The sequence below is a fragment of the Rhodococcus sp. 05-340-2 genome, from assembly GCF_002258915.1.
Classification (GTDB): domain Bacteria; phylum Actinomycetota; class Actinomycetes; order Mycobacteriales; family Mycobacteriaceae; genus Rhodococcoides.
This window is the reverse complement of sequence record NZ_NOYU01000042.1, coordinates 369292-391263: the sequence shown is the minus strand read 5'-3', so window position 1 is coordinate 391263 and position 21972 is coordinate 369292. Positions and strand designations below refer to the sequence as shown.

Here is a 21972-nt window from a genome sequence, read left to right as displayed (position 1 = left end):
GGGAAGCCCGTCGGTTTCGGCGATGCGCCGCGCGCCGCATCGCCGTGTTCCATTAGTGTCGTCGACGTGACCGACCGCACCCTTGTACTGATCAAGCCCGACGGAGTTGCCCGGCGTTACGTAGGAGAGATCCTCGGCCGCGTGGAGAAGAAGGGTCTGAGCATCGTCGCACTCGAGCTCAAGACCGTCTCCCGCGAATTGGCCTCGGCTCACTATGCGGAGCACGAGAGCAAGCCGTTCTTCCCCGAACTCCTCGAGTTCATCACGTCCGGACCGGTGGTGGCCGCGGTACTCGAAGGCCCCCGCGCCATCGCTGCGTTCCGCCAGATCGCAGGCGGCACCGATCCCGTGGCCAAGGCGGTTCCCGGCACCATCCGCGGTGACCTCGCGCTGGACGGTCAGCAGAACCTGGTACACGGATCGGATTCCGTGGAATCGGCCGAGCGCGAGATCGCACTCTGGTTCCCCGGTCTCGCCTGACCGTTCCACCCTCGACAGAAAAAGCAGCGTTCTCGTCGTCACGCCGCATCCGCTCGGAACCCGATCGGTGCGGCGTGGCGAGTACGCATCACAGCGTGTGGGATACTCGACAACAGATCGACTCCACGTCGCCAGTAGGTACAGGTTTCACGCTCCACCCGAAGCCCAGGCTTCACCGAAGTTCGCTAGACCGGTGTCGTGGATTCGATCGGATGACTGTCGTCTATCCGCTGCCCGTCATCGCAGATGCTCGAACGAGAGACAGGCTCGTTCGCGTTCTTGCTTGATGATCAGGCGCTCGGATCGCCGGTACACCACCATCCAGCCAGGCACTGCACACGCTGTCGTCGACCATCGAGAACTACGAAGTGGTCATCGGCTCGGGTGCGGAGCGAGACCGAACAGCTGACGTCCAACCCGACGTGAGTACACAAGGATTGCCCTCGCGTGGCCGCGTCACACCCGAAGTCGGATGGACGCGCCCGGGGGCCCGAGGAGACTACGTGGCCGATCAAAGCCCGCCCGAAGATGTACAGAACGCAAACGCAGATCGTACGGAGCCCTCCGGCGCGGTGTCGTCTGCGGAAACCGACACGGTGTCGTCGGTACAACCCGACACCATCGAGCTGCCGACCAGGCTGCGTGTTCACGCACTGGCCAAGATTCTGGGCGTGACCAGCAAACAGTTGCTGGTCACCCTCGGTGAGCTCGGCATCGAAGCGCGCAGTGCTCAGTCGAGCCTGAGCCGTGACGTTGCGGAGTCCGTTCGCGATTCGGTCAACGCCCCCGCAGCGCCGACAGTCGATTCGTCGATTGCCGAGCCGACTTCGATGCCCGATGCCGATGAGCCCGCAGTCGAGGTTCCGTGGTCCGAGCCGCAGCTGTTCACCAACGCGCCGGCTCCGGAGCAGCAGGCTGCCGAGCCCGAGGCAACGGCCGACCAGCCCACCGCGACGACGTTCGCCACCCCACTGTTTCTGCAGCCCGCCGCCGTGGATGCCCCGGCAACGGAATCGACGGAGTCACCGACCGAGCCCCCGGCTCGGCGTCGCCGCAGCCGCAAGGCCGCGCCCAAGGACGAGGTCGCGAACACCGAAAGCAGCGCTGACACCGACAGCAGCGAGTCCGCAGTGACGCCGGAGACCGGTGCGCCGGAGCTCTCTGCCGTCTCGACCGACCGGTCCTCCTCTTCCGAGGCCGACGAGTCGGCCGCGGCCGAGAGCTCGACCGACGGTGACGGCGACGACGATCAATCTCAGCCTCGACGCCGTCGTCGTGGCCGCCGTGGCCGCGGCCGTGGTCGCGGCGAGCAGTCCTCGGACGAGAACTCGAACGACGACAACTCGAACGACGAGAACTCGAACGACGATTCAGGAGACGACTCCGACACCGAAGAGTCGACCGATGCGGACTCGAACGGCAGCGCAGACTCGGACGAGTCCTCGTCAAGTGACGAGCAGCAGTCGAACTCGGGACGACGTTCGCGTCGATCACGCACTCGCAGCCGTACCTCGGACCGGCAGAACTCCGATTCGACCGACTCCTCCGACGACACGCGCACCGCAGACTCCTCGGCCGAGGACGACGACGAGTCCGATTCGGGTGCCCAGGACAACTACGACGACTCCGACAACGGTGGTTCGGACGGGGACGGATCCAGCCGCCGTCGCCGTCGCCGTCGTCGGCGCAAGACCGGAGCCGAGGCCGCTGCCGAGGGCGCGTCGTCCGAGGACGATCCGCCAAACACGGTCGTGCACGAGCGTGAGCCGCGCAACAAGAGTCGCGCACCCCGGGACGAGGTCCAGGGAATCACCGGCTCGACGCGTCTCGAGGCCAAGCGTCAGCGCCGCCGCGACGGGCGCGATGCCGGCCGTCGTCGGCCGCCGATCCTCACCGAGTCCGAGTTCCTGGCGCGCCGCGAATCCGTGGACCGCTTCATGGTCGTGCGCGAGAAAGCGACACCGGATCACCCGCTGACCACACAGGTTGCCGTGCTCGAAGACGGCGTGTTGGTCGAGCATTTCGTCACCAGCAGTGCCACCGCGTCGATGGTCGGCAACGTCTACCTGGGCCGCGTTCAGAACGTGCTGCCCAGCATGGAAGCAGCGTTCATCGACATCGGCCGTGGCCGTAACGGTGTGCTGTACGCAGGCGAGGTCAACTGGGACGCCGCCGGTCTCGGCGGAAGCGCGCGCAAGATCGAGCAGGCCCTCAAGCCGGGCGATCAGGTTCTCGTCCAGGTCAGCAAGGACCCGGTGGGACACAAGGGTGCTCGCCTGACGACGCAGCTGTCGCTCGCCGGTCGCTTCCTCGTCTACGTGCCCGGTGGAAGCTCCACCGGCATCAGCCGCAAGCTGCCCGATACCGAGCGCAAGCGGCTCAAGGAGATCCTCCGCGACATCGTGCCTCCCGAGGCAGGCGTCATCATCCGCACCGCAGCGGAGGGCGTCAGCGAGGAAGAGCTCGCACGTGACGTGACTCGCCTGCAGGCGCAGTGGGCCAGCATCGAAGAACGCTCGGCCAACGCCGAAACCGGCAAGGGTGTGCAACCACAGACGCTGTACGAAGAGCCCGACATGCTGGTCAAGGTCATCCGAGACCTGTTCAACGAGGACTTCTCCAAGCTCGTCATCGAGGGCGACAAGGCATGGACGACGACGTCCAACTACGTCGAGACCGTGGCCCCGGACATGATGGAGCGGCTGCACCGATACGAGGCCGACGGCAGTTCGGTCGACGTCTTCGCTGCGCATCGCATCGACGAGCAGCTGGCCAAGGCTCTCGATCGCAAGGTCTGGCTGCCCTCGGGCGGCACCCTGGTGATCGATCGCACCGAGGCGATGACCGTCGTCGACGTCAACACCGGCAAGTTCACCGGTTCGGGCGGCAACCTCGAAGAGACGGTCACCCGCAATAACATCGAGGCGGCCGAGGAAGTCGTTCGCCAGATGCGTCTGCGAGACATCGGCGGCATGATCGTCGTCGACTTCATCGACATGGTGCTCGAGTCCAACCGCGATCTCGTACTGCGCCGACTCACCGAGTCCCTCGGACGCGACCGGACTCGCCATCAGGTCTCCGAGGTTACCTCGCTCGGACTGGTGCAGATGACCCGCAAGAAGCTCGGTACGGGGCTCGTCGAGGCGTTCTCCACCACGTGCGAGCACTGCCAGGGTCGCGGCATCGTCGTGCACCCGTTCCCCATCGACGCCAAGCCGGACAACGACGGCGGTCGGTCGAACTCGTCGCGTGCGGAGTCCAGCAACTCGGGGACGAGCAGCAGGCGTCGACGTGGCAAGGACAACAAGGCCGACGGCAACGACCGGACGGACGGCAACGATCGGGCTTCCTCGAACGATCGGGCAGACGGACACGATCACCCCGTGGTCGATCCGTCGATCAAACGAGCGCATCCGGTGGCACTGGCCATGGCGGCGCATCACGACGACGTGGTGGCCGACGTCAGCCCCGCCGATGTCGAGACACAGGCACCGGCCGAAGCACCCGACGGCGACGCCGTGGTGACCGTGGTCTCCGCCGATGATGTACAGGTAGCGGCCGCAGCGGTGGCCGACGCGGAGACGAACGTCACGGCAGCCGACGAGGCCACCGAGACTCGGACCGATCAGCCCTCCGACGAGCCGTCGGTGCCGGTGGCACCGAAGGCTCGACGCGGACGGCGGGTGGCACGCAAGGCTGCCGCGCCCACCGGCACTGCGCCAGACGCGGGCATGGTCATCGTCGTACCTGCCACGGAGGATTCGGTGGACACCACGTCTTCCGACCAGCCCGGGGCTGCACCCGACGAGGCGTCGGCACCGCTCACGGCGGCGGCCGATCAGCCCGTGGAGCCGGTGGACGTGCCCGCAGCACGGCCTCGCAGACGGCGCGCAGCAGCTCGGCCTGCAGGTCCTCCGGTGGACATCGATGCCTAGCAGTTCAGGCAGTTTGACCCTGGCCGTCTCTCTGCCGTAACCTTGATAAGTCGCTCCCGGTGACACCGTTCTGCTGTGCCGTAGTGGTCCTGTAGGAAACAACGGTTCTCGAGCGGGTCGAGATGATCATCATCCCGGCCGGCCGATAGGGAGCAAGCAAACACGTTTTACCAGACCAGTCGTGTTGCCATGCGTAACGCGAGCAAGTTCGAAGAAGCAAGGGGTAGCCCTCCGATGGCAACGTACGCGATCGTCAAGACCGGCGGAAAGCAGTACAAGGTCGCTGTTGGTGACCTCGTCAAGGTCGAGAAGATCGAGGGAGCGCCCGGCACTGCTGTCTCGCTTGCTCCGGTCCTCGTCGTAGACGGATCCGACCTGACCACAGATGCAGACAAGCTGGCGAAGATCTCGGTCGCCGGTGAGATCGTCGAGCACACCAAGGGCCCGAAGATCCGCATCCACAAGTTCAAGAACAAGACCGGATACCACAAGCGTCAGGGACACAGGCAGAAGCTCACTGTCCTCAAGGTCACCGGCATCAAGTAACCAGGTCTTTCCAGACCCGCGTTCTTCCAAGCTGATTCACCCCGAGGAGGGTATGCAACATGGCACATAAGAAGGGTGCATCAAGCTCCCGTAACGGTCGCGACTCGAACGCTCAGCGCCTCGGCGTCAAGCGCTTCGGCGGCCAGACCGTAGGCGCAGGCGAGATCCTGGTTCGTCAGCGCGGCACGCACTTCCACCCCGGCGTCAACGTCGGCCGTGGCGGCGACGACACCCTGTTCGCACTGGCCCCGGGCGCAGTCGAATTCGGTGCCAAGCGCGGTCGCAAGACCGTGAACATCGTTCCGGTCGCTGTAGAGGCCTAGTCCTTCTGCAGCGCTCGCGCTCACGATGGCCGACGCGACCGGGCAACTGCTCGAGTCGACCATCCAGGGCGTACGTTCACAGCTCCCGATAGGGGCGGACCAGGGTCATGAGACCGGTCCGCCCCTACCGTGTTTTTTCCCCGCTTTTTCTTTCAGAAAGGATCGAAGACAGCTATGTCACGATTCATCGACCGCGTGGTGCTGCACGTCAGCGCCGGCAAAGGTGGCAACGGCTGCTCTTCGGTTCACCGCGAAAAGTTCAAGCCTCTCGGTGGCCCGGACGGTGGTAACGGAGGACAGGGCGGCGGAGTCGTCTTCGTCGTCGACAGCAACGTCCACACCTTGCTCGACTTCCACTTCTCCAGCCATGCCAAGGCAGGCAACGGAACTCAGGGCATGGGTGGCAACCGTGAGGGTGCCAACGGCGAGGACCTGATTCTCAAGGTCCCCGACGGCACCGTCGTCCTGGACAAGAAGGGCAACGTGCTCGCCGACATGATCGGCGAGGGAACACGTTTCGATGCCGCTCCGGGCGGCCGCGGTGGCCTCGGCAACGCTGCTCTCGCATCGAAGGCTCGGCGGGCACCGGGGTTCGCGCTACTCGGCGAAGAGGGTATCGAGCGCGAGCTCGTCCTCGAACTCAAGTCCGTCGCCGATGTGGGCCTCGTCGGTTTTCCGTCGGCCGGTAAGTCGTCGCTGGTCTCGGTGCTGTCCGCAGCGAAGCCGAAGATCGCCGATTACCCCTTCACCACACTGGTGCCCAACCTCGGAGTGGTCTCCAGCGGAGACACCACCTTCACCGTCGCCGACGTTCCCGGGTTGATCCCCGGAGCGAGCCAGGGCCGAGGTCTCGGTCTCGACTTCCTGCGTCACCTCGAACGCTGTGCCGTTCTCGCACACGTCGTCGACTGCGCCACACTGGATCCCGGCCGCGATCCGATCTCCGACGTCGACGCCCTCGAAGCCGAGTTGGCCGCGTACAAGCCGGCTCTGTCCGGGGATGCCAGCCTCGGCGATCTGGCCGATCGGCCCCGCATCGTGGTGTTGAACAAGGCCGACATTCCGGAGGGTGCCGAGCTCGCAGAGATGGTCACCGCCGAGTTCGAGTCCCGTGGCTGGCCCGTGTACACCATCTCGGCGGTGACGCGTGCCGGTCTCAAGCCGCTGACGTTCGCGTTGGCGAAGCTCGTCGAGGAGTACCGCACTGCGCATCCGGCTCCCGAGCCGCGGCGTCAGGTGCTGCGCCCGGTCGCTCGGAACGACGACAGCTTCAAGGTCGTCAAGGATCCGGACATCCCGGACGGCTTCATCGTTCGCGGAACCCGACCGGAGCGGTGGGTGCGCCAGACGCAGTTCACCAACGACGAGGCCGTCGGCTACCTCGCCGACCGTCTCGCGCGGCTCGGAGTCGAGGATGCGCTGATCAAGGCCGGCGCTCAGCCCGGTGCTTCGGTCACCATCGGCGACGTGTCGTTCGACTGGGAACCGCAGACTCCGGCCGGTGTCGAGATCACGATGACAGGCCGTGGTACCGATGCCCGTCTCGATCAGGTCGAGCGCATCGGCGCATCCGAACGCAAGCATGCCCGCCAGGTACGTCGCGGGCTCGATACCGAACAGGAGTAGACGTGGTGGCGGTGCGTGAATCCGATTCGCTCGCAGAGGCTCTCACCGATACCCGTCGCACGATCGCCGACGCCAAGCGCATCGTGGTCAAGATCGGTTCCTCGGCGCTCACCAGCCTCGACACCGGTCTGGATCTGGGTCGACTCGATCTGCTCGCCGACGCCATCGAATCGCGGATGCGTAGCGGCACCGACGTGGTGGTCGTGTCCTCCGGTGCGATCGGCGCAGGGATGGCACCGCTGGGCCTGACCAAGCGTCCACGAGACCTGGCGACCAAACAGGCCGCCGCGAGCGTGGGTCAGCTCGCTCTGGTTCATGCGTGGAGCTCGTCGTTCCACCGGTACGGGCGCACGGTCGGACAGGTTCTGCTGACAGCCGAGGACATCGCGCGGCGAACCAACCATCGCAATGCTCAGCGCACCCTCGACCGGCTGCGATCGCTCGGTGCCGTGGCCATCGTCAACGAGAACGACACGGTCGCCACCGCGGAGATCCGGTTCGGCGACAACGATCGCCTGGCTGCTCTGGTTGCCCACCTCGTCGGTGCGGATGCACTGTTCCTGCTCTCGGACGTGGACGGGTTGTACGACGGTGATCCCCGCAAGGGGAAGGCGACACTGATCCCGGAGGTGACCAGCCCCGAGGATCTCGACGGCGTCGTCGCCGGTTCGGGAGGAGCACTCGGCACCGGCGGAATGGCGTCCAAGCTGTCTGCTGCGCGTCTCGCGGCGGACGCGGGTGTTCCAGTCCTGCTGGCCGCGGCATCCGATGCTGCTCATGCGCTGACGACGTCCGCGGTGGGTACCGCTTTCGCGGCCCGGCCGACGCGGTTGTCGGCGCGCAAGTTCTGGGTCCGTCATGCCGCCGATGCTGCGGGAGAACTGCACCTCGACGCGGGGGCCGTACGTGCGGTGGTGGAGCGGCGACGATCGTTGTTGTCCGCCGGCATCACCTCGGTGACGGGATCCTTCCACGGCGGCGACGTGGTCTCGTTGGTCGACCACGTCGGCGTGCTGGTGGCTCGCGGAGTCGTCGCGTACGACTCGGGCGAGCTGGCCGGGATGCTCGGGCGGTCGACAGGGGAGTTGGCCGTGGAGCTACAGCGCCCGGTGGTTCACGCCGACGATCTGGTTCCGGCCTGATCCACGTCGTCGGCCAGCGCGGTCGCCACCTCCGAGCAGCCGGCATGCACCGTGAGAGAAGCGAATTCGTCGCCGCGGGTGGTACCGCGGTTGACGATGACGATGGGCTTCGAAGTCTTGGACGCGTGCCTGACGAAACGCAAGCCCGACATCACGGTCAGCGAGGATCCGAGTACCAGCAGCGCGTCGCTTCGGTCGACGAGATCGTATGCCTCGGCCACGCGCGGTTTGGGCACGCTCTCACCGAAGTAGACGATGTCGGGTTTCAGTATCCCCGAACATGATTCGCAGTCGACCATTCGAAAGTGCTCGGTCGAGGAAATGATCGCGTCGGCATCGGGGGCGATCTCGACGCCGTCCGCAGGCGCAACCGACTCGAGGAAGCCGGGGTTGGCACGGTCGAGTCGGCGATCCAGCTCGAAACGCGAGATCAGTCGCTCGCAGCTCAGGCAGCGAACTCGGGCATAGACGCCGTGCAGGTCGATGACGTGTCGGCTGCCTGCCTTGGTGTGCAGCATGTCGACGTTCTGGGTGATGATGCCGGTGACTACGCCCGCCCGTTCGAGTCGGGCGAGTGCTCGGTGGCCCTCGTTGGGCACCGCTGCATCCATGTGTCGCCACCCGACGTGGTTGCGTGCCCAGTAGTGCCGACGGAATTCGGCGTCACCGATGAACTGTTGGAACGTCATCGGGTTGCGCGGCGGTGACTGCGGACCGCGGTAGTCGGGAATACCGGAGTCGGTGGACATGCCTGCGCCGCTGACGACGGTGACGGTCCTGCCGTCGAGCAGGGAAGTCAGTTGCTCGTACAGGGCCGCGGACACAGGGGACGCATTCACTTCGTCCAGGGTAGCGACCCGTCGCCGGATGAGCACCATACCGACGTCGACGGCCCGCACGGACGTGGAATGCGTCGGTGCGGGCCGTGAAGACGTGCTGGTGTTACGCGGGTACCTCGACGAGGGGGTACACGCCGTTCTCGTCGTGCGTCTCGTTGCCGACGACGGGAGGATTGAACACGCAGAGCATGCGCATCTGGGTACGTGGCTCGACGGTGTGCCGCTCGTGCCCGTTGAGCAGGTACATCGATCCCGCACCGAGCTCGTAGGTCTCGCCGGTCTCACGGTCGGTGAGCGTTCCCTCGCCTTCGATCAGCCAGACGGCCTCGACATGGTTGGCGTAGTGGAAGTTGTTCACCGTACCCGCTTGGATCGTGGTCTCGTGGAACGAGAATCCGACCTTGTCGCCGCCGAGAATGATTCTCTTGCTGCGCCAGTTGCCGTCTTCGCTCGAGATGTCGCGGTCGGTGCCGGTGATCTCCTGCGTGGTACGAACGATCATTCGATGTCCTCCTTCGATATCGGTGCGTGCGAACGGGTCTCTAGGACAGGACCTTCGCAACGGCACTTTCGATGATGTCCAGGCCGCGATCGAGCTCGTCGATCGTTGTGGTCAACGGGGGAAGAAGCTTGACGACCTCGTCCTTCGGTCCTGCGGTCTCGACGAGCAGACGCTCGTCGTAGCACAGCTGAGACACCTTGCCCGCCAACTCGGCATCGTCGAACACCAGGGCTTGAACCATGCCGCGACCGCGGGTCGAGATGCCGTCGAACTTTGCGCACAGCTTGATGAATCGATCCTGGATGTGCTCGCCCTTGGCGAGGGTTTCCTTCTCGAACTTGTCGTCGGACCAGTAGTGGTCGATGGCTGCCTTCGCCGTGACGAACGACGGGTTGAAGCCGCGGAAGGTGCCGTTGTGCTCGCCCGGTGCCCAGACGTCCAGCTCGGGCTTGAACAGTGTCAGCGCCAGCGGCATGCCGTAGCCGCCGATGGACTTGGACAGCGTGACGATGTCCGGGGTGATGCCGGCTTCCTCGAACGAGAAGAACTGGCCGGTGCGTCCGCAGCCCATCTGCACGTCGTCGACGATCAACAGGATCTCACGTCGCGAGCACAGCTCGGCCAACGCGCGCAACCACTCCGGGCGCGCGACGTTGATTCCGCCCTCGCCCTGGATGGTCTCCACGATCACCGCGGCCGGACGGTTGAAGCCACTGCCCGAGTCGTCGAGAACGCGCTCGAACCACTGGAAGTCCTCGGTGACGCCGCCGAAGTAGTTGTCGTACGGCATCGGAGTGGTGTGCACCAATGGGATTCCGGCGCCAGCTCGCTTCATCGAGTTGCCGGTGACCGACAACGCGCCGAGTGTCATGCCGTGGAATGCGTTGGTGAAGTTGATGATCGCCTCGCGCCCGGTGACCTTGCGAGCGAGCTTGAGCGCTGCCTCGACGGTGTTGGTGCCCGTCGGTCCGGGGAACTGAACCTTGTAGTCCAGGCCGCGGGGGTCGAGGATGTTCTTCTTGAACGACTCGAGGAACTCGCGCTTGGCGACGGTGGACATGTCGAGTCCGTGGGTGATGCCATCGCTGGTGATGTAATCGACCAGCGCGCTCTTGATCATGTCGTTGTTGTGGCCGTAGTTGAGTGCTCCTGCGCCACCGAAGAAGTCGAGGTAGTCGTTGCCGTTCTCGTCGGTGATGACCGAGTTCTTCGCGGTGGTGAACACGGCGGGCCACTGGCGGCTGTAGCTGCGCACGCCGGACTCGACGGTCTCGAATACATCGGGCTTCTCTGTTGTCACGGTGTTCTTTTCGGTCATGTTCTGCTTGTTCCTTTCGTAATTCCGCGACGCGTCGGGGCCTACTGTGTAGAGCTCCTCGGCTTCGTGGCTATCAGGGAAATCGTTGGGCGCGAACAAATCCGACCTGACGATATCGGTGCCTCGCTTGCGTGCGAGGCTCGTGAAGGTTGCGATCGACGCTTCGTTGTCCGGGCTGATCGTCGTTTCGAGATGCGTGATGCCCTGTGGCTCGAGGCGGTCGAGCAGCTCCATCAGCATGCGACCGGCAAGTCCCTTGCCACGCTGGTCCGCATCCACGGCGACCTGCCACACGAACAGTGTGCGCGGGGCGTCTTGGCGGATGTATCCGGTGACGAAACCGACTGCGCGGCCGTCGATGTCGGATACGACGGTGGTGGCCGCGAAATCACGGCACCACAACACGTACGAGTAGCTGGAATTGAGATCCAGAACTCGCGAATCTCTTGCGATCTCCCAGAGCCGGACTCCGTCGGAGATCTGTGGCTTACGAAACTTCACTGCGTCCGGCGCAGTGAGTGGGGTACCTCTCAGCAATGCGGGCTTCATAGGAAATACAAACGTAACAAGGTCGCCCAGGCATATCGAGTGCGCCGGGAAATCGACCCCGGAATCGGACATGCTTCCCCAGGTTAACCGCCGAATGTGAGGCTGGTCACGTTGTTGTTGCCCGGCAGGCTCTACCCGCAGCCGCGAAATTCAAACCACCCACTTCGGATCGACACCTATTTCGGTGTCGCCAGAGCGAACGGCAGTACCGCCTGGGCACCCGCAGATCTCAGAACCGACGTGGCGCAGGTGAATGTCCACCCGGTATCGGTCACCAGATCGATCAACAGAATCGGCCCTGTCACGGACGATACGTCCGGAACGTCCCACGAGTCCACCAGCCCGGCGACCCGAAACGCCGAATTGGCGGCCGATACCGGCGGGTGACCGGGCCTGACCTGCATCACCCCGAGATCCTGCAATTTGCCGACGGATGCCAAACGCGCGGCGATCGACCGCACCAGGAGCGGATGAGTAGGGGAGTCGAGAGCCAGAACGGCAGTGGGCCTCTGCTTCCAATCCCAGTTGGCGAGCACGTTGATGCACGCCTTCTCGAGAGCGTCCGTGGCCGGAGCATCGGGTGCATCGAGCAAGGCACGCAATCGGCTGCCCCAGCCCAGATCGGTGAGCCGGCCCAGTACGCGCCCGGGTTCGTGGGGGTCGGCAATTTTGCCCGAGAGCGAGACGCCCAGCTTCTTCATCCCGCTGGGCCACTGCTTTCTGGGCTGCAGATCTATACCCGGCCGATCCAGTCGTGCCCTCGCCGAGTCGACCGAGGCCGCATCCACCGATGCCGACAAGTGCTCACCCGTGCAGTTGTCGCACCGCCCGCATCTGTCGGACTCGCTACCGGGTGCGCCCAGATCCGGGTCGTCGAGTTGCCTCCGCAGGAACTCCATCCGGCAGCCGTCGGTGCCCTGGTAGTCGATCATGGCCTGCTGTTCGCGGTCTCTGGCCTCTTCGAGACGCTCGTAGCGGGCCGCGTCGTACGTCCATTGCTCGCCGGTCGCCATCCAACCGCCACGAACGCGTCTGACAGCGCCGTCGACGTCGAGAACCTTCAGCACCATCTCGAGCCTGCTGCGACCCAGCTCGACGAGAGGTTCCAGCGCCTGGGTCGACTGGGCCTTGTCGGTGTTCAAGGCATCGATGACCTGCCGCACCAAATGCTCGCGGGGGAATGCGACGGACGCGAAGTAGCTCCAGATCTGCCGATCCTCGTGACCGGGAAGGAGCACCACATCGGCTCGCTCGGTTGCGCGTCCGGCTCGGCCGACCTGCTGGTAGTACGAAATAGGAGACGACGGTGCCCCCATGTGCACGACGAAGCCGAGATCGGGCTTGTCGAAGCCCATGCCCAGTGCGGACGTCGCGACCAAGGCCTTGACGCGGTTGGCCAGCAGGTCACCCTCGAGCGATTCGCGCTCGGTCGGGTCCGTCTGCCCGGTGTACGACGCCACGACGTGGCCCTGGTCGGTGAGCAGCGCCGCGAGGTCCTTGGCCGCCGAGACGGTCAGCGTGTAGATGATCCCCGACCCGGGCAGCGTCTTCAGGTGATCGCCGAGCCACGCCGCCCGTTCGGTGGCGTTGTCGATCTTCACCACCGCCATGCGCAGAGAGTCGCGTGCGAGCCCACCGCGCAGTACGAGCGTGTCGCCGCCGCCGACACCCAGCTGCGCCGCGACATCGTCCACCACGCGGTCGTTCGCCGTCGCCGTGGTCGCGAGTACCGGGATACCGTCGCGCAGCTCGGCGATCAGGGTTCTGATACGTCGGTAGTCGGGTCGAAAGTCGTGGCCCCAGTCGGAGACACAGTGAGCTTCGTCGACCACGACGAGGCCGGCGTCCCCGGCCAGGGACGGCAACACCTGATCGCGGAAATCGGGATTGTTCAATCGCTCCGGACTGACCAGCAGCACGTCGAGTTCACCGGAGTTGACCTGCTGATGAATGTCGTCCCATTCGGTCATGTTTCCGGAGTTGATGGTGGCCGCTCTGACACCTGCCCGCTCGGCGGAGGCAACCTGGTTACGCATCAGCGCCAACAGTGGCGAGACGATCACGGTCGGACCCAGGCCCTGTGCGCGCAGCAGCTTCGCCGCGATGAAGTAGACCGCCGACTTGCCCCAACCGGTCCGCTGGACCACCAGCGCCCGCCGCCGGTGCACCACGAGGGCCTCGATGGCCGTCCACTGGTCTTCCCGCAGCACCGCATCGGGGCCGGCGAGTTCGCGCAACAACTCCTCGGCGCTCTCGCGCAAGTTCCCGGTCGTGGGCTCCGTGGTCGTTGTCATAGGCTCCATCGTGCAGCAAGCATCCGACATCAACCGCGGCCCGGTCGGAAACGGTCGGGCCCTGCAGCCCGAGAGGATCAGCGTTGGTCGATCCCGATTCCGATTCGATGCCGGCCGACCAGGGACCCGTGCACCGTCACCTGTGGGCACTGGCAGTGGTGTTCGCAGGCGGAGCGGTGGGTACGGCGGTCCGCTACGTGATCGAGGAGCAACTGCCGCATTCTGCATCGCAGTGGCCGACGGCAACCTTCGGGATCAACATCGCAGGCGCATTCGTGCTGGGCCTGCTGCTCGAGTCGCTGGTTCGCGGCGGGCCCGATGCAGGAGTCAGGCGCAGGCTGCGGTTGCTGCTCGGTACCGGTTTCTGCGGCGCGTTCACCACGTACAGCACCTTCGCCCTCGAGACCGTGGACGGGATTCGGGGTGGGTTCACCGGGCTCGCAATGGCCTACGCCGTGGTCAGCGTGATTCTCGGAATACTTGCGGCCTGGGCTGGAATCGCTGTGGCGGGCAAGGTGATTCGATGATCGCGCTGTGGATTGCGGCGGCCGGCGGGTTGGGATCAGTCTTTCGCTTCTTCGTCGATGCGGAAGTGAAGTCACGTCTCGCGGCACGGACGAGCTTTCCCTGGGCGACGGTCGGCATCAACGTGTCCGGCTCGTTCCTGCTGGGCGTGCTGGCCGGATGGGTGATGTTCCGAGCCGGCTCCACCGACGTTCAAGCCGTCATCGGCACCGGGTTCTGCGGCGGGTACACCACCTTCAGCACGGCGAGTGTCGAGACCGTGCGGTTGCTACAGCAGGGGCGTCGACGCGATGCCGCCGTGAACGTGACAGTCACCGTGCTCGCGTCCGTACTCGCGTGCGCAGGCGGCCTGGCGCTCGCGTCGTCGATTTAGGACGGTCGATTCGAGGACGAGTTCACGCCTGACTGACGCGCACCATGTTGCCGGCGGGGTCACGGAATGCGGCGTCGCGCGCACCCCACGGCTGACTCGTCGGCTCCTGCAGAATCTCGGCGGTGCCCGACGCGCGGATTCTCTCGAAGGCCGCGTCGAGGTCGTCGGCACGAAACAACAGGCCCGGAAGCTCACCCTTGGCGAGCAGGGCTGCGATCTGATCGCCGAGTTCCTGCGAACGGCCCGCGTGGGGCTGCGACAGTACGATCTCGATCTCGGGTTGATCGTTGGGAGACAGAGTGATCCAGCGGTAGCCGTCGTTGGCGACTTCGCTCTTGACCTCCAATCCCAGGGCATCGCGGTAGAACGCCAACGAGGCATCGGGGTCGGCGGTGTAGACGTGTACGTGGCTCAGTGAAAGATTCATGGGGAAAGGCTAGGACGCCCCGGCCGTCGACGCTTCTTCGATTCTGCTCGGTTCGGTGGCGGTGACGCTGCTGCCCCGCATCGGACGCCCCAGAATCATGGCCGTACACGTCGGGACCGCCTGACTGTCACGGTGGTCGCGGGCGCGGTACGCGCTCGGTGTCTCGCCGACGATCTCGGTGAACCGGGAACTGAACGATCCGAGACTGGTACAGCCCACCGCGAAGCACGCCTCGGTGACTGTCACATCGCCGCGGCGCAGCAGGGCCTTGGCGCGTTCGATCCGTCGAGTCATCAGATGTGCGTAGGGCGTCTCACCGTAGGCCTCGCGGAAGCGGCGACCGAAGTGGGCGGTGGACATCAGTGCCGTGCGGGCCAGAGTCGGGACGTCGAGTGGCTCGGCGAACTCGCGATCCATCCGGTCGCGCGCACGGCGCAGAAGTCGGAGCTCCTCGAGGTCGGGGGCGTTCATCCTGCGGCCGCATCTCGCAGTGCATCGATGTCGTCGCGAGTACCCGAGGACGTGCTCGCACCCGGCCTCGTCGCGGCGAAAGAGCCCGCAACGCAGGCCCATTCGACGGCCTCACGCGGGCCGTCGAACCAGGATGCGGCCAGTGCTCCGGCAAATGCGTCGCCGGCCCCGGTGGTGTCGACGGCGTCGACGCGCGGAGCGGGGACCTCGAACGACTCCGGGCCGCGGTATCGAGCGCCTCTGGCTCCGAGTGTGGTGATCACGTGCGTCACGTCGTTCACGCTGTGTCCGAGACGGGTTTCCTCGGCTTCGTTGACCACGAGCACGTCGGTGGCCGCCACCAGGGCGTCGGGCAGATCCTGAACCGGTGACGGGTTCAGCATCGTCACCACGCCCCGAGAGCGTGCGTACTCGAATGCGGTCACCACGGTGTCGAGTGGAATTTCCAACTGACACAACAGGATATCGGCGTCGGAGATGAGGGCGAGATCGTCGTCGGTGAGGTTTCGAACGCGTTCGTTGGCCCCGGGGACGACGACGATGCTGTTCTCGGCGTGATCGTCGACGGTGATGGCGGCGATTCCGCTCGAACCTGCCGCCGCGCGCAGCGCGCGGTCGTCCACGCCCGCGCTCGACAGTGTCCGTCGCAGTGTCACACCGAATTCGTCGTCGCCGACCGCTCCGATGAACGACACCGACACGCCGGCTTTGGCGGCGGCAATGGCCTGATTGGAGCCCTTGCCGCCCGGTGAGGTGGTGAACGATGTGCCCAGCACTGTTTCGCCGGGATCGGGCAGGGAGGGCGTCCGGGTGATCAGGTCCATGTTGATGCTGCCGAGAACGACGATGCGGGGGTTCGGTGCGGACACCGACGAACTGTATCGCTCCGACGGTTGCACCCGCCTCGAACTGCCAATTGCAGATTGTTGACAATCTGAATTCGGTGAGTGACGATGACAGGCATGACAGCGTCGACTCGCACTCACCTCAGCCCGGCACTCAAGCAGGCGACCCCGATCGTCGTCGATCACGGAAAGGGCAGCTGGATCATCGGCACGGACGGGCGCAAGTACCTCGACTTCACCACCGGTATCGGCGTCACCAGTACCGGGCACTGCCATCCCCGTGTGGTCGAGGCCGCCCGCGAGCAGGTGGGCAAGATCATCCACGCGCAGTACACGACCGTCATGCATCAGCCACTTCTGGCGCTGACCGACAAGCTCGGCGAGGTGCTGCCCGCGGGGCTGGACAGCGTGTTCTACGCCAATTCCGGCTCGGAGGCCGTCGAGGCATCGATTCGGTTGGCGCGCATGGCGACCGGACGGCCGAACATCATCGCGTTCCACGGGGGATTCCACGGACGCACGGTGGCCGCCGCGTCGTTGACCACCGCGGGCACCAAGTTTCGCTCCGGATTCTCACCGATCATGGGCGGTGTGCACATCGCGCCGTTCCCGTACGCCTTCCGGTACGGCTGGGACATGGAAACCGCAGTCGCTTTCGCGCTCAAGGAACTCGACTACCTGCTGATGACGATGTCCAGTCCCGCCGATACCGCTGCGTTCATCATCGAACCGGTACTCGGTGACGGTGGTTACCTGCCCACGCCTCCGGCTTTCCTCGAGGGACTCCGCGAACGCGCGGACACCCACGGGATCGTCCTCATCGTCGACGAGGTTCAGGCCGGCGTCGGACGCACCGGGAAGTTCTGGGGCCACCAGCATTCGACGATCACGCCCGACATCGTCATCACCGCAAAGGGCCTTGCCAGTGGTTTTCCGATCTCGGCTATCGCGGCATCGACCGAGCTGATGGGAAAGGCGTGGCCCGGATCGCAGGGCGGCACGTACGGCGGCAATGCCGTCGCCGCTGCGGCGGGTGTCGCGACGCTCGACGTCGTGCGTGAGGAAGGTCTGGTCGACAACGCTGCCGCGCAGGGCCGAGTTCTGCTCGACGGCCTGCTGGCACTGAAGTCCGAGCACTCTGCCATCGGTGATGCACGTGGACTCGGCTTGATGCAGGCACTCGAATTCGTCGACAGCGCAGGCAATCCCGATGCTGCGGCGGCCCTGCGCGTGCAACAGGGTGCGATCGACGAGGGGTTGTTGCTGCTCACCTGCGGCGCGCTCGGCAACGTGGTCCGGATCATTCCCGCGCTGATCGTGAACGACGACGAGATGCGGCAGGGCCTCGACGCGTTGTCGCGCACGCTGAAGAACGTGCTGTGACGTCTGCTTCCGTTCGGTCTCCCGTCTCCGCACTCGTGCAGCGAGTGCAGGAGTTGGGCATCGAGATCGACGACTCGTCCCGGCGGCTCGCCGAGTACTCCTACGACGCCTCGAACTACCGAATTCCGCCTGCGGCCGTGATCTTCCCACGCAGCGCCGACGACGTCGTCGCAGTGATGTCGCTGTGCGGGGCCGCTGGAGTCGCAGTCATCGGCCGCGGCGGCGGAACGTCCATGGCGGGCAACGCGATCGGCCGCGGAATCGTGCTCGACTTCTCCCGCCACATGAATCGCGTGATCTCGGTGGACACCGACTCGCGGACGGCGGTGGTGGAACCGGGAATCGTGATCTCGGAGTTGCAACGTGAGCTGGTGGCCCGGACGTCTGGGTCGTTCACATTCGCGCCCGACCCGTCCAGCAAGACACGCGCGACGGTAGGCGGGGCTGTCGGCAACGACGCGTGCGGCAATCACTCGGTGCGCTACGGACGAACAGCCGACCACACGGTGGCCATGGACGTGGTCACCGCCGACGGGCACCTTCTTCGCGTGACCCGTAGCGGTGTGGAGGCAGTGCATTCGGAGGATTCGGCAGCAACCGATGCCGCCGAACGTATCTCGCGCGAATTGCACTCGCTTGCGGCGGACAACCTCGCTCTCTTCAGAGTCGAACTGGGCCGCATACCGCGACAGGTGTCCGGTTTTCACCTGTCGCATCTGTTGCCCGAGAACGGATTCGACGTCGCCCGTGCACTCGTCGGAAGCGAGGGCACGTGCGCGGTGATCGTCTCGGTCACCGTTGCCGTCGTGCCCGTTCCGTCGGCTGCACTGTTGCTCTGCCTCGGCTACGACGACGTGGTCGCTGCTGCGGCCGACGTGACGGCCATACTCGAGTTCTCGCCTGCTGCGGTGGAGGGTATCGACGACAACATCGCCCAGACGATGGAGTATCGGCGCGGACCGGACTCCGTCCGCGGGCTGCCGGCCGGGAACGCGTGGCTCTACGTCGACCTCGACGGAGCCGATACCGCCGAGGTGGAGAACAAGGCCGCCCGTCTGCTCCAGGCGCTCGGTCGTCTCGGACGCGTGAAGGAAGGCCGTATCGTCACCGACCCGGCCGATCGAACAGCGCTGTGGCGAGTACGCGAAGACGGTGCAGGCCTGGCGACCCGCCTGTCGAGCGGGGTGGAGTCCTGGGGTGGCTGGGAGGACGCGGCGGTCGCACCCGAGAACCTGTCCGCCTATCTCGCCGACCTCAACGTGCTTCTGGCCGAACACGATCTGACCGGCGTGATGTACGGACACTTCGGTGCCGGCTGCATGCACGTGCGCATCACGTTCGATCAGCGCACGGACGCCGGGCGACGGGTGATGTACGACTTCCTGCGCGCCGCCGCGCGTGTGGTCGTCAAGCACGGCGGCAGCCTGTCCGGCGAGCACGGCGACGGCAGGGCTCGTTCGGAACTGCTGCCGGTGATGTACTCACCCCGCATGCTCGACGCGTTCGCGCGGTTCAAGCGCATCTGGGATCCCCGCGGGATTCTCAACCCGGGGTCGATCACCGATCCGGAACCGATGATGGACAACCTCATGCTGCAGGGCATCCCGCAGCGGGAATGGAAGACGACCTTCGATCTGCACCAGATCGGAACCCGGGCGGATCTGGATCCGTTCGTGCACGCGACTCAGTCGTGTGTCGGCGTCGGCAAGTGCCGCACAGCGTCGGGAGGCGTCATGTGCCCCAGTTTCCGCGCGACCGGCGACGAGAAGGATTCGACGCGGGGCCGGGCGCGAGTGCTGCAGGAGATGGTGCGCAGCTCGCCGACCGTTGCCGACGGATGGGCCTCGAAAGACGTGGCCGAATCGCTCGATCTGTGCCTGTCCTGCAAGGCCTGTTCGTCGGATTGTCCGGTCGGAGTGGACATGGCGACGTACAAGTCCGAGTTCCTCGATCATCACTATGCGGGGCGACTGCGACCGCTCTCGCACTATTCGCTCGGCTGGTTGCCCCGCTGGCTGAAGGTGACGCAGCGAACGGCACCGCTGCTCAACCGTCTGCTCACCCCGCGCATCGCGGCCCTGGCGGCTCGACTCGGTGGGCTGACCACCGAGCGGCCGTTGCCGCGCTTCGCGTCGGCGAAGGAACTGGCTCACGAAATCAGGATCGGCGGAGGCCGCGCCGCCGACGTGGTGTTGGTCGTCGACACGTTCACCCAGGGCTTTCGCCCCGAGGTCGCGGGCGCGGCGCAACGCGTGCTCGAGGATTCCGGTCGCAGCACCGAATGCCGGACCGACGTGTGCTGTGGTCTGACCTGGATTTCGACGGGCCAGCTGAAGGCCGCCCGCAAGCACCTCACGAAAGCCGTTGCCGCACTGGACGACGGCACCGACCGACCGATCGTGGTCACCGAACCGAGCTGCGCGGCGGCGTTCCGCAAGGACATGCCGGAGCTGGTTCCCACTGCGGCCGCGAGACGGGTCGCCGCGCGGGTACAGAGTTTCGCCGGCGCGGTGATCGATCAGGCCGCCGCCGGGTGGGTGCCCTCGGCCGAGGTTCCCGATTCGGTGACAGTACAGACCCACTGCCACGAATACGCGGTGTTCGGCAACGCCACTCAGCGCACGGCATTGGCGGCCGTCGGTATCGAGGCGGTGCGCGAGGCCACCGGGTGCTGCGGCGTGGCAGGCAATTTCGGCTTCGAGTCTCGGCACTACGAGCTCAGCATGGCCGTCGCAGAACAGGCCCTGGCGCCTGCACTGCGTGATGCCGAGCCAGACACTCCGATTCTGACCGACGGATTCTCCTGCCACATGCAGGTGCGTCAACTCACCGGTGACCTGACCAGCGATGCGTCCGTACACCTGGCGCAGATACTCGATCCACGTTCGACGAAAGGACCGCGGACATGACCGCCAGTTCGACCACCGGCCTCACTCGCCCCACTATCACTGCTCCGACCGAACTGTTCATCGGAGGCGAGTGGACAGCCGCAGCATCCGATGCCCGGTTCGATGTCATCGATCCCGCCAGCGGCGAGGTCATCGCCGGCGTCGCCGACGGCAGCATCGACGATGCCGAGAAGGCCATGGCCGCAGCGGTCGACGCCGCCGCCGACTGGGCCGCGATGCCGCCGCGTGCGCGCAGCGAAATCCTCCGCACAGCATACGAATTGATCATGGCGCGGTCGGAGGAGCTCGCTGCGATCATCACCGCGGAAATGGGAAAGCCGCTGGCCGACGCTCGTGGTGAGGTGGCGTACGGTGCCGAGTTCTTTCGCTGGTTCTCCGAGGAGGCGGTCCGCATCTCGGGCGATCACACCCTCACCGGAGACGGGAAGAACCGGATCGTGGTCACCCGCGCACCGGTGGGACCGTGCATCCTCGTCACTCCGTGGAACTTCCCGCTGGCCATGGGAACTCGCAAGATCGGCCCGGCACTGGCCGCAGGCTGCACCGTGGTGTTCAAGCCGGCCGAGCAGACGCCCCTGACAGCACTGGCTCTGGCGGGAATCCTGCACGACGCGGGGGTCCCGGCGGGAGTGGTCAATGTCGTGACCACCACCGATGCGTCGGGTGTCGTGGGCTCGTGGATGAGCAGCGGGGCGGCCCGCAAGATCAGCTTCACCGGATCGACTGCGGTGGGCAAGATTCTGCTGGAACAGGCTGCATCGACGGTGATGCGTACCTCGATGGAGCTCGGGGGCAACGCACCCTTCATCGTCATGGACGATGCAGATCTCGCACGCGCCGTGGACGGTGCGATGGTCGCCAAGATGCGCAACATGGGTGAGGCATGCACCGCCGCCAACCGATTCTTCGTACATCGAAGTGTGACAGCGCAGTTCGCGGACAAGCTCGCCGAGCGCATGGGTGCGTTGTCGGTGGGGGCCGGTAGTGCGCACGGTACCGAGGTGGGTCCGCTGATCGACGACGCAGGCCGCACCAAGGTGCAGACACTCGTCGACGACGCCCTGGGGCGCGGCGCGCGTGCGATCGTCGGGGGAGTGGCCCCGGACGGACCCGGATACTTCTACCCGCCGACGGTCCTCACGGACGTCGATTCGGCGTCGGATCTGATGACACAGGAAATCTTCGGACCGGTGGCAGCAATCGTCCCGTTCGATACCGAGGACGAGGTGATCGCCCTCGCGAACGACACCGAATGGGGACTCGTCGGATATGTCTTCACCCAGGACATCGACCGGGCTCTGCGGATGGGGGAGCGCCTCGAGGTGGGCATGGTCGGCCTCAACACGGGTCTGGTGTCCAATCCGGCTGCGCCGTTCGGTGGCGTCAAACAGTCCGGACTCGGCCGTGAGGGCGGAAAAGTCGGCATAGACGAGTTTCTGGAGTACAAATACTTCGCCATTCCCCGAGGCTGAGAGAGGTTTTCGA

18 protein-coding genes and 1 pseudogene are annotated in these 21972 nt (G+C 65.5%); 11 read left to right on the top strand and 8 right to left on the bottom strand.

Annotated elements, in window-relative coordinates; genetic code table 11:
* The first annotated feature begins 66 nt into the window (after positions 1-66).
* From ndk to proB, 6 genes are all read left to right on the top strand, one after another.
* Positions 67-480: a nucleoside-diphosphate kinase gene (ndk, locus tag CH271_RS27000; RefSeq protein WP_032394582.1), complete on the top strand. Its 414-nt coding sequence runs from the start codon at positions 67-69 to the stop codon at positions 478-480.
* A gap of 503 nt (positions 481-983) precedes the next feature.
* On the top strand, positions 984-4415 hold the full coding sequence (locus CH271_RS26995; RefSeq protein WP_094635668.1) for a translation initiation factor IF-2 N-terminal domain-containing protein: 3432 nt from the start codon (positions 984-986) through the stop codon (positions 4413-4415).
* Between the two features lie 234 nt (positions 4416-4649).
* Complete coding sequence (gene rplU / locus CH271_RS26990) at positions 4650-4961, top strand: 50S ribosomal protein L21 (RefSeq protein ID WP_032394581.1); 312 nt, start codon at positions 4650-4652, stop codon at positions 4959-4961.
* A 59-nt stretch (positions 4962-5020) separates the two neighbouring features.
* Complete coding sequence (gene rpmA / locus CH271_RS26985; protein ID WP_032379202.1) at positions 5021-5284, top strand: 50S ribosomal protein L27; 264 nt, start codon at positions 5021-5023, stop codon at positions 5282-5284.
* Positions 5285-5458: 174 nt separating this feature from the next.
* Positions 5459-6910, top strand: a complete 1452-nt coding sequence (gene obgE, locus CH271_RS26980) for a GTPase ObgE (protein WP_037193128.1) — start codon at positions 5459-5461, stop codon at positions 6908-6910.
* Between the two features lie 2 nt (positions 6911-6912).
* Complete coding sequence (proB, locus tag CH271_RS26975) at positions 6913-8052, top strand: glutamate 5-kinase (protein WP_179274628.1); 1140 nt, start codon at positions 6913-6915, stop codon at positions 8050-8052.
* Here proB and CH271_RS26970 read toward each other — a convergent pair.
* From CH271_RS26970 to CH271_RS26955, 5 genes and pseudogenes are all read right to left on the bottom strand, one after another.
* Positions 8025-8930 (bottom strand): Sir2 family NAD-dependent protein deacetylase, encoded by a 906-nt coding sequence (locus tag CH271_RS26970; protein WP_373453567.1) that lies wholly within the window; start codon positions 8928-8930, stop codon positions 8025-8027. The genes proB and CH271_RS26970 overlap by 28 nt on opposite strands.
* Before the next feature lie 64 nt (positions 8931-8994).
* The gene (locus tag CH271_RS26965; protein ID WP_032379201.1) at positions 8995-9393 is read right to left on the bottom strand and encodes an ectoine synthase; all 399 of its coding nucleotides are present in this window, start codon (positions 9391-9393) and stop codon (positions 8995-8997) included.
* Between the two features lie 40 nt (positions 9394-9433).
* Positions 9434-10711: a diaminobutyrate--2-oxoglutarate transaminase gene (gene ectB, locus CH271_RS26960; protein WP_052058464.1), complete on the bottom strand. Its 1278-nt coding sequence runs from the start codon at positions 10709-10711 to the stop codon at positions 9434-9436.
* A 48-nt stretch (positions 10712-10759) separates the two neighbouring features.
* Positions 10760-11260 (bottom strand): annotated as a pseudogene (ectA, locus tag CH271_RS29460) (diaminobutyrate acetyltransferase); the annotation flags it as partial.
* Positions 11261-11436: 176 nt separating this feature from the next.
* Entirely contained in the window at positions 11437-13554 is a 2118-nt protein-coding gene (locus tag CH271_RS26955; RefSeq protein ID WP_094635559.1) for a RecQ family ATP-dependent DNA helicase, read from the bottom strand.
* 107 nt (positions 13555-13661) lie between these two features.
* On the opposite strand from CH271_RS26955, the gene crcB (CH271_RS26950) reads away from it, so the two are divergent.
* Both crcB (CH271_RS26950) and crcB (CH271_RS26945) read left to right on the top strand, forming a co-directional pair.
* On the top strand, positions 13662-14081 hold the full coding sequence (gene crcB, locus CH271_RS26950; protein ID WP_094635666.1) for a fluoride efflux transporter CrcB: 420 nt from the start codon (positions 13662-13664) through the stop codon (positions 14079-14081).
* Positions 14078-14452, top strand: a complete 375-nt coding sequence (gene crcB / locus CH271_RS26945) for a fluoride efflux transporter CrcB (protein ID WP_094635558.1) — start codon at positions 14078-14080, stop codon at positions 14450-14452. Before crcB (CH271_RS26950) ends, crcB (CH271_RS26945) begins: the two co-directional genes overlap by 4 nt.
* A gap of 22 nt (positions 14453-14474) precedes the next feature.
* Here the strand turns inward: crcB (CH271_RS26945) and CH271_RS26940 are convergent, their stop codons facing one another.
* From CH271_RS26940 to CH271_RS26930, 3 genes are read right to left on the bottom strand one after another with little or no spacing between them, the layout of a single operon-like run.
* A complete protein-coding gene (locus CH271_RS26940) occupies positions 14475-14879 on the bottom strand; it encodes a VOC family protein (protein WP_094635557.1) in 405 nt (134 codons plus the stop codon).
* Positions 14880-14888: 9 nt separating this feature from the next.
* On the bottom strand, positions 14889-15350 hold the full coding sequence (locus CH271_RS26935; RefSeq protein ID WP_037193118.1) for a helix-turn-helix transcriptional regulator: 462 nt from the start codon (positions 15348-15350) through the stop codon (positions 14889-14891).
* Complete coding sequence (locus CH271_RS26930; RefSeq protein ID WP_373453566.1) at positions 15347-16174, bottom strand: ribokinase; 828 nt, start codon at positions 16172-16174, stop codon at positions 15347-15349. The genes CH271_RS26935 and CH271_RS26930 overlap by 4 nt, the downstream gene beginning before the upstream one ends.
* Before the next feature lie 138 nt (positions 16175-16312).
* Between CH271_RS26930 and CH271_RS26925 the strand changes: the two genes are divergently transcribed.
* The 3 genes from CH271_RS26925 to CH271_RS26915 are packed head-to-tail and all read left to right on the top strand — an operon-like array spanning position 16313 to position 21959.
* Entirely contained in the window at positions 16313-17578 is a 1266-nt protein-coding gene (locus CH271_RS26925; RefSeq protein ID WP_094635556.1) for an aspartate aminotransferase family protein, read from the top strand.
* Complete coding sequence (locus CH271_RS26920) at positions 17575-20487, top strand: FAD-binding and (Fe-S)-binding domain-containing protein (RefSeq protein WP_094635555.1); 2913 nt, start codon at positions 17575-17577, stop codon at positions 20485-20487. The genes CH271_RS26925 and CH271_RS26920 overlap by 4 nt, the downstream gene beginning before the upstream one ends.
* Complete coding sequence (locus CH271_RS26915) at positions 20484-21959, top strand: NAD-dependent succinate-semialdehyde dehydrogenase (RefSeq protein ID WP_094635554.1); 1476 nt, start codon at positions 20484-20486, stop codon at positions 21957-21959. Before CH271_RS26920 ends, CH271_RS26915 begins: the two co-directional genes overlap by 4 nt.
* Positions 21960-21972 lie beyond the last annotated feature (13 nt).